This window comes from Polaromonas aquatica (assembly GCF_042659145.1).
Lineage (GTDB): Bacteria > Pseudomonadota > Gammaproteobacteria > Burkholderiales > Burkholderiaceae_C > Polaromonas > Polaromonas aquatica.
This window is the reverse complement of sequence record NZ_JBHSRS010000062.1, coordinates 1-8,438: the sequence shown is the minus strand read 5'-3', so window position 1 is coordinate 8,438 and position 8,438 is coordinate 1. Positions and strand designations below refer to the sequence as shown.

8 protein-coding genes and 1 pseudogene are annotated in these 8,438 nt (G+C 53.4%); 8 read left to right on the top strand and 1 reads right to left on the bottom strand.

Going from position 1 to position 8,438, the window contains the following annotated elements; all coding sequences use genetic code 11:
- The 8 genes and pseudogenes from ACFQND_RS12535 to ACFQND_RS12500 all read left to right on the top strand — a co-directional run.
- Window positions 1–246: hypothetical protein (locus ACFQND_RS12535; protein ID WP_377413699.1), on the top strand; the 246-nt coding region annotated here is incomplete at its 5' end.
- Window positions 247–1,030: 784 nt separating this feature from the next.
- A complete protein-coding gene (locus tag ACFQND_RS12530) occupies window positions 1,031–1,312 on the top strand; it encodes a hypothetical protein (RefSeq protein ID WP_371435616.1) in 282 nt (93 codons plus the stop codon).
- A 243-nt stretch (window positions 1,313–1,555) separates the two neighbouring features.
- Window positions 1,556–1,846, top strand: a pseudogene (locus tag ACFQND_RS12525) (cation transporting ATPase C-terminal domain-containing protein); the annotation flags it as partial.
- Window positions 1,847–1,864: 18 nt separating this feature from the next.
- The gene (locus tag ACFQND_RS12520; RefSeq protein WP_371435617.1) at window positions 1,865–2,581 is read left to right on the top strand and encodes an MgtC/SapB family protein; all 717 of its coding nucleotides are present in this window, start codon (window positions 1,865–1,867) and stop codon (window positions 2,579–2,581) included.
- Window positions 2,582–2,728: 147 nt separating this feature from the next.
- A complete protein-coding gene (locus ACFQND_RS12515; RefSeq protein WP_371435618.1) occupies window positions 2,729–4,078 on the top strand; it encodes a carbohydrate porin in 1,350 nt (449 codons plus the stop codon).
- Window positions 4,079–4,833: 755 nt separating this feature from the next.
- Window positions 4,834–5,100 (top strand): hypothetical protein, encoded by a 267-nt coding sequence (locus tag ACFQND_RS12510; RefSeq protein ID WP_371435619.1) that lies wholly within the window; start codon window positions 4,834–4,836, stop codon window positions 5,098–5,100.
- An 81-nt stretch (window positions 5,101–5,181) separates the two neighbouring features.
- Window positions 5,182–6,315, top strand: a complete 1,134-nt coding sequence (locus ACFQND_RS12505) for a patatin-like phospholipase family protein (RefSeq protein WP_371435628.1) — start codon at window positions 5,182–5,184, stop codon at window positions 6,313–6,315.
- A 121-nt stretch (window positions 6,316–6,436) separates the two neighbouring features.
- A complete protein-coding gene (locus tag ACFQND_RS12500; protein WP_371435620.1) occupies window positions 6,437–7,888 on the top strand; it encodes an alkaline phosphatase D family protein in 1,452 nt (483 codons plus the stop codon).
- A gap of 134 nt (window positions 7,889–8,022) precedes the next feature.
- Here ACFQND_RS12500 and ACFQND_RS12495 read toward each other — a convergent pair whose 3' ends face one another.
- Window positions 8,023–8,337 (bottom strand): YetF domain-containing protein, encoded by a 315-nt coding sequence (locus ACFQND_RS12495; RefSeq protein WP_377413696.1) that lies wholly within the window; start codon window positions 8,335–8,337, stop codon window positions 8,023–8,025.
- Window positions 8,338–8,438: the final 101 nt, after the last annotated feature.

Here is an 8,438-nt window from a genome sequence, read left to right as displayed (position 1 = left end):
GTCTTTTCGATTCGCTCATCTCAATCTCCTAAAACTGATTTTTACCCATCAGCTAAGGAGTACGTTTTTCGGGGGCAAGGTCACACACATGCCAAAGAAATTGGCGTCAGCGACACGGTCAAAACGCAAATTGGTGAAAGCGTACTGAAGGAATGCATTTACTGTGGAAGTCAGTTAGCCAATTTCACCTCTACGAGACATGGGCTATCAATTGTTTTTAACCTTTGGAACGGCATCATGAAATGAATTGTTGACATTCGCTTTAGTGCAGTGCAAAAATAGCAAGGTCTCAACTTCGGAGCCGCGTTCGTGGACAGTGCCAATTTATGCAGTGATAAAAAGCGTGCCCCGGTGGCCGCTGTACGCTCGGCACCCTAACGCTCTCACCGGCTGGGGTTTTGAGTTAACCCGCAGCCTTTCTCGACTTAATTGGCGAAGACTCTTCTTGAGCATTCCCCAATGACAGAACCACCCGTCACCTTTTCGTCGCTGACCTTCAGCCCTTGGGAGTAACTTCGTCTAAAAGCGAGGTTTTCGATTTGTCCTGGGGCCTGCAGCATTGTTCATGCGTGCGTCTCCTTCAGGCCCAAGAGTCACGTTATGTCCTGTGCAAGTGTGGAAAGTTCGGACTGCTGCCCATGCAGGGGCGAAGTGCGCTCATCACTACCCACGTTCAGAGAGGAGCAAAAGAAAACAATTCCGGACGGTAACCCGGCCCTGGCCTTTGCAATTGAGGTGGACCACAACTCAATTTGGCCTGCTCATCGCATTCGCTGTTTTTTGCAGTTACAGGCCCAGCGACGCTCTTTATGCGGGCGTCCATAACGTTTCGATTTCCCCTAGAGATTCATAACCTTTATTCAACCAGATAAGGAGATAGCGATGGACCCAGACCCTAGTTGGCGCCAAACGGCGCCTCCGGCAATTTCACTTTTTTCGATTGACTTAAAGATACAGATCCGTCCACGGAGGAATTTACTCGCCTGAACGCGCGAGGAAGACCTCTTTGGCGGTTCCCAAGGAGGTCTTGATGACATTTCGTACACGCAATACGCTTCAATTTACGTTGAGTGCCGCCCTGGACGCTCGACGTCCGGCCATACTGCGCCATCTTCTGCGCAGCCACGGTCAACATGCTTTCGTTCTGGCTATCGCATCCAGACCCATACGCCAAAAAGCCGACGTGCTGTCACTGCTTACGCATGCGGAGCAGGCCGCCCTTTGCCCTCAACTCCCGCAACAAACAAGAAACCAGCTCACCTTAGTCGGTATTCCTTGTCTGGAGTCGGGCGTACCCGTGCATTCGACATGAACTTTTAAGTTGCACGGGAAATGGTTTCACTGTTTTGGTATCGCGGGCATCAGTCGTTTGACAGGCATCTCCTGCCAGAAATATCGATTTCTTAGGCCTGCATATAAACACCATTCACCCAAAAAGAATGAGCAGGTTTCCAAATGAACAATATCTTCAAAAACTGGTTCAGTGGTTTCTTGCGGGGTCGCAGGGCAACCTTGCTTTTTGGCCGCCACGTTTTGCTCGAAACCGTGGGCGAACGAGTCTGGCTGGTTCGTCGTGGGATTGCTCACACAAACATTGATTGTGCATATGATCCGCACGCCAAAGCTGCCATTCATCGAGAGCAGAGCCGCTACACCGCTGATCATCATGACGCTCTTGATCATGGCGGCTGGTATTTACCTGCCCATGGGTCCTCTGGCTGAATATTTCAAGCTTCAGGCCTTACCACTTTTGTATTTTCCGTATCTGATAGTTATCCTCGTGGGTTACCTTGTGCTGACGACTGTCATAAAGCGGATCTATATTCGTAGATTTGACTGGCAGTGATGCAACTTTGGAGCTGATATGGAAGCAATACACAACTTCAACCAGATTTCACTGCTGAATATCGTCATCAGTCTTGTGACAGCTTTTGTTCTCGGCGGCTTTATCGGTTTCGAGCGTCAGGTTCGCCAGCGCACAGCCGGGCTGCGAACCAACACATTGGTCGCTGTAAGCGCTGCTGTTTTTGTTGCCATGGCCAATAGGCTAAGTGGACATGAGGGCGCGGTACATGTAGCTGCCTATGTGGTGTCTGGCATTGGCTTCCTGGGCGCAGGAGCGATCATGAAGCAGGGTGCCAACATCACAGGCCTAAACACCGCAGCGACTCTCTGGGGATCTGCGGCCGTAGGGGCCTGTGCTGGTGCTGGCCTCATAGGCGAGGCTGTTGTTGCAGCCCTGTTTGTGCTGGCCAGCAACACCCTGCTGAGGCCGGTGGTGAACCAGATCAATCGTCGGCCCATCAACGAGGAGTCCAGCGAGGCTACTTACCGCTTCTACGTGATCTGCCGGCGTGATGTACAGGCTGAAGTTCGCGAGAAGCTTGTGGAAGTCCTTGAAGCTGCCAGCTATCCGGTGCGCGATGTTGATCAACACGCCTTCGGTCAGAGCGACGCGGAAATACAGGCCACGCTATATGCCACCTCGGTGGATTCGAGTGAACTGGATCGCATCTCTGCAGAGATGGAGGCGCTTGCTGGCGTCACTCAAGCCTTCTGGAATACCAGCGCAGAGGAATAGCCCTTTACAAGGCCGATGTCTTCGTCAGGGCGCCTGATTCTCTAAACCGCATCAACGACAGCTTTTTATCAGTCGCTTTTTCCAAGTTATTGGTGGTCTTGTCGTTACCCATATATTTGAATCACCTAAAGCTTTGTAGAGTTCTATATGCAAAAAATCAAAAAAATCCTGACTGCCGGACTGCTGTCGATGATGGTACTGCCCGTCTTTGCAGACACGCCAGAAACTAGCAGCGTTGAACAGCAAAAAGTTATTCCGGAGGAGAAGTTCTTTACCAAATTTCAGGGCACCTACATCGGGCAGCTAAAGCCTGCTTTTAATGCACCTTATTCGGGCGACAACAGTTTGCTGCCCCGTAGAGAGACCGGTTATTCAGGAAGCCTGACAGCGTTTCTTGGTTATCGACCGTGGGCGGACGGCGAGCTTCACATTAATCCTGAAGTCATCCAACTGGGCTCATTCTCCGCCTTGCATGGATTGGGAGGCTTGACCAACGCTGAGCAGCAAAAAACCAGTGGTCGAAAACCAAAGTCCTACCGTGCGCGCGCTTTTTTCAGGCAAACCTTTGGACTTGGAGGTGGTCAGGATGCAGTTGAGTCAAGCCAGCTGCAACTCGGGGGCATGGCCGATAGGAGGAGATTGGTTATTACGGCTGGGAACTTCTCAGTATTGGACATTTTTGACAACAATACATACGCGCATGATCCACGCACGCAATTTCTGAATTGGTCATTTTTTACCCACGGGTCGTACGATTACGCTGGTGATGCGCGCGGCTATACCAACGGCGCTGCCTTGGAGTATTACCATGACGATTGGGCTCTTCGGGTGGGGCGGTTTATGGGACCGCGTGAGTCCAATGGACTGGCGTTGGACAGCCGTTTATCAATTCATCATGGCGATCAAATCGAAATTGAACGATCACATACTCTCTCTGGACAACCTGGAAAAGTCAGATTTTTAGCATTTCGGAATCGTGAAAACATGGGAAATTTCACGGACGCCATTGCATTTGCGCAGGCAAACGGCGGGGTTCCTGATGTCGGGAATGTACGCAGGGATAACGTAAAGGTCGGCTTTGGCGTCAACGTTGAGCAAAGTTTCCGGTCTGACATGGGGGTTTTTGCCCGCGCCAATTGGGCTGATGGCAAAAGCGAAACTTATTCGTTTACCGAAGTCGAAAATTCTGTTTCTGCAGGCTTGGTTATCAAAGGGCAGCGGTGGGGTCGGCCGAACGACACGCTGGGATTGGCGGTTGCTCGAAATGGTCTGAACCGACCTCATCGAGACTATCTAGCTTTGGGCGGCTTAGGTGCCTTCATCGGAGATGGGCGGCTTAGCTACAGGCCTGAAAGAATTGCAGAGATGTACTACAGCATTCATCTGTTTGGCACTAACTCTATGACACTTGGATACCAGCGAATCGCAAACCCTGCTTACAACGCAGATCGTGGGCCGGTTAATGTGTTTTCTCTACGACTTCATACCGAGTTTTGAATCTCGTTCAACCTTAAATCATTTGCCCCGCCTTTGGTGTCTGGATCAACCGAATCTGGTCGTTACGGCAATGTGGCAAAGGCCTTTGCAGAAACGCGTACTCAAAAGCCGACTAGGACCCCCACGCTCAAACTCGGTGATCCTGTAGTTGATTCTGGGACCAATTCAACTCCGGAGCGACTACGGTGCTACGATGATAAAGACCTTAGGATTCAGACCTATTTCAGCGGTTCAATGGCTCTGCAACTTTGTAACTGTGGGAGCAGTCGATGTTTAGCATTGCAACAGTATCGGGCCTAGGGACCTCTCTACCAAGCGGCATTAACCAATCACGCACAACAGTAGTGAAGCGGGATTTCTTCTCACGCTCCTGGAATAACAAAAAAGACTCTCCGGATTTAAAAATGCGACAGTCGCGGAACGGCAGGCCCGAATACTCTGTGCGAACGCCTGCAAATGGAACCCTGCGCCAACCGGAAGAGTACGGGTATGCGTCGTCGTCAGCGATCAACGCGCAGGCCGGCAACAGGAGCGAAATTAGTACACCTCCAATACGAAATCTGAGTAGTTCGATTCTCATAATAAATAGGTGCCGGTCACCTAACCTCGATGCTCGCGTTAAGCCGTTGGTGATTGACTCTTTGTGTCTAGGTCGTCTGTAGCATATCACTCAAAGATGAAACCGGCAGCCGCCTACACTCTGCAACCTTTAAATGCATAGGGCGTCAACCTGATCGGTGTTCAAATCACTTTCCATGAACGATAAAAGCCTGTTGCCTAAAGTCGCTGCGTTGTTGATTGCGTGGGCTATTGTGCTGCTGGGCGCAGGATTGATTGACGCCTGGTTCGGCACCGCTCTTCAACCATTTATTAGTGTTTGGCTGTTTGCCGAATTCCTAGTTATTCTGCATAAAAAAATCCCTCTACCGTCAATTAACACCGGCAACATAGATATGGCATTTGCTTTCACAAGTCTTTGGCGAGCTGCATCCTGGCCAAGATATTTTTTTAGCAATCAATAACATCGACTGAATCTTTGTCATTCCGCACGACATTTGCCCGAATGGCTGATGAGGATAAGAAATTTGACCAAACCTATTCCTATGGAAACGGCGACCAAGGCCTTGGTCCTTCAAGGTGGAGGCGCCCTCGGTGCCTACCAGGCGGGCGTCTATGAGGCACTGATCGAAAGTGACAATCAACTCGACTGGGTTGCCGGTGTTTCCATCGGCGCTATCAATGCTGCACTCATTGCGGGTAATGCACCGGCGCAACGCGTTGCACGCCTGGCGGAGTTCTGGCAGCAAGTATCTTCGGGCCCGGCGCAGAATATTCCCACCTTTTGGGGTGATCGCGCGTGGCTCAACCAATGGAGCGCAGCCAGCGCTGCCATGGTCGGAATTCCGGGATTTTTTCGGCCGCGGGCCGAGCCGGCACTTTTGCTGGGTGGCAGTGCACATGTGTTGAGTTACTACGACCCCGAGCCTTTGAAGGCGACATTGGAGCGACTGGTTGATTTCGAGCGCATCAATCGGAAAGACGTTCGATTGAGCGTGGGTGCGGTGAATGTGCGCTCCGGCAACTCTATCTACTTCGACAACACAACGCACAAGATCGGCGTGGAACACATCATGGCCAGCGCTGCGTTGCCCCCCGGCTTTCCTCCTGTGCAAATCGAGGGTGAACACTACTGGGATGGTGGCATCCTCTCCAACACGCCACTACAGTATGTTCTGGACTCCTTTCCTCGCACGCGTCGCCTTGTCGTATTGCAGGTGGATCTGTTCAATGCCCGCGGTCCCTTGCCGACCACATTCTCCGAGGTGATTGAGCGGCAGAAGGACATTGGCTACTCCAGCCGCACCCGCGTAAACACCAACGCCCTGGCGGCCAACATCAACGTGCAGCAGGCGGTTGCGGATCTCATCAGGAAGCTGCCTGTCCGGTTGCGCGTCGATCCTGCAGTCGCCAAATTGCAGGAGCACCTGACTCACCAGCCGGTGGACATCATTCATCTGATCTACCGGGACAAGCCCTATGAACTTGATTCGAAAGACTATGAATTTTCGCGGGCAATGGTGAAGGAACATTGGGAAGCGGGCGCTCGTGACATGCGCAACACCACTGCTCACCCGGAATGGCTGCAAAAGGCAACGGACAACGGAATTACCACGTTCGATCTCACCGAGCCAGGCCCGGGCCGTGTGCGGCACCCGGGGGCGGAATCCAAGAAATAACTCCCCATGGAAGACGCCGATATCCTGCCCAAGGTGCTATCGCTGATGGTGCTTGGGCATCCCGCAAGGTCCACCGCGTTTTTGCCGCCTTTATTCACCAACGCCTGGGTATGCTGACGTGATGACTCTGCCAACGACTATTGGCCCGATTCTGTTCGCGCGGGGTACCGACGAATTTCAGTGTGAGCTCTCTGCCGTTGTCGTCACTCCAGATAACGTCGCCCCCCCCCTCGTGGGCCCCGCTGATGGCGAGGGCGTCAGGCCGGCGCGGCTATATTCCCAGTTCGGTCGGACCGTCTGGCGATACGACTTCCGGCTCCCTGCGCGCGAGGATGCAACCTACCGATTCGGCAACGCCACGTTTCCGGTTGCAGCAGATCTTTCGAAGGACGTGCGGATCGCCTACGTATCCTGCAACGGGCAAGAGCACGCCGACGCGGATCGGCCGGCAGCCGAGCGCAATGCAATGTGGCGTCGCCTGGCAACCGAGCATGCGCGTACGCCGTTTGGCCTCCTGCTCCATGGCGGAGATCAGCTCTACGCGGATGAAGTTTTTCAGTCGCATCCGGCACTCGCCCGTTGGGCCGAAACCGCAAGGGCAAAGAAGACGGAGCAGGTGTTCAGCGAAGACATGCGCAAGGCGGCGGAAAGTCACTATTTCCACCGATACCTGATGCTATTGGCCCAGCCGGAAATTGCCCATCTTGTTGCCAGAGTGCCTTCGCTCATGATGTGGGACGACCATGACATTTTTGATGGTTGGGGCAGCCTTCCGGAGAAACTCCTCGACGGCCAGGTCGGTCGCGGCCTCTTTGATATCGCGCGGCGGATGTTCATGCTGTTCCAAGTCGGCGCGACCGATAAAATTCCCTTGGTCGGAGAGGATGGAAGCCAGGACCGAAGTCTCACCCAGGTCATCCGCTTTCCTCGACTCTCCGTGATAGCCCCCGATCTTCGCTCGGAGCGACGCCCGACGCAGGTGATGGGCCCGGCGGGCTGGGCCACATTCGAGCGAGCACTCGCGCAGACTAATAGCGGCGACCAGATTCTAGTCATGTCTAGCGTGCCGATTTTAGGTCCGCGGCTCAGTTGGATCGAGAAATTGCTGGATCTGCTGCCTGGCGTCCAAAAATATGAGGATGACATGCTCGATCAATGGCAGAGCAAGGCGCACCGTCCCGAGTGGCAGCGAATGCTTGAGACGCTGCAACGGCGCGCTACCGAAGGCCGAAATCCGATCACGGTGCTCTCAGGCGAGATACATCTCGCCACACGCGGCGAAATGGCGTTCACGGACGGAACGATCATGCATCAGCTTGTAGCGTCGGGAATCGCACATCTACCTCCGCCGCTATCCTACGCCTGTGTTCTTGGCTATCTCGCGGCATTAGGCGAGAGCCCGTTGCCTGGCCAGCCGGTCCACTTGAAACCTTTGCCTGGGCACAGGCAGATCTATGCAGCCGAGCGAAACTATGCCGTCATAAACCGGCGTGGAGAGGAATGGTCTGTCGAATGGGAATTGGAGGTGAGCGGACGAACACCTGCAATGGCCCTTGAGGGCTCTCATGGCTGAGTGAAAGTTCTTCTTTCGCAGGTTCGTGTTGAAAAGGTTAAAGAATCGCAAGTAGCCTACGAAAGTCAGTAATTGCTTGAGACCCGACACGGTTCGGAACGGCGCCTCGCAGACGCGTTGAAATGTGCGGTGCCTTACGACGGCAGCTTTTCGTCTTTGGCGCGGTCGTGTTCGCTGTGGTCGTGCTGCATTTTTGTTTCGCTCGTGGGGCCGTCTTCGGCGGCATAGCTTTCTTTCCCCGCGACTTCAAACGGAAGACAATCATGCGGACGTAAGTCATCATCCGTTTTGATCACACTGATGCTGCCGTCCAGTTCCAAAATTGCGAAGGCCACGTCGCACAGGCGAATGATCCCCTGCTTGCGTATTGCGGCTAAGAGGTCGTTGTCGGAAACGTTGAGTTTCCGCATCATTTCTTTTTCGACCTTACCGTCCTGCACCAGCAACACCGGGCTGCCTTCAAGGATTGAACCTGCCCCTGTTGGACGTACCTCTTAGCTGCTCAATTATGCGGCCTTCAATAGCTGTGCCGCGTGCCAGCTTTTCTCAA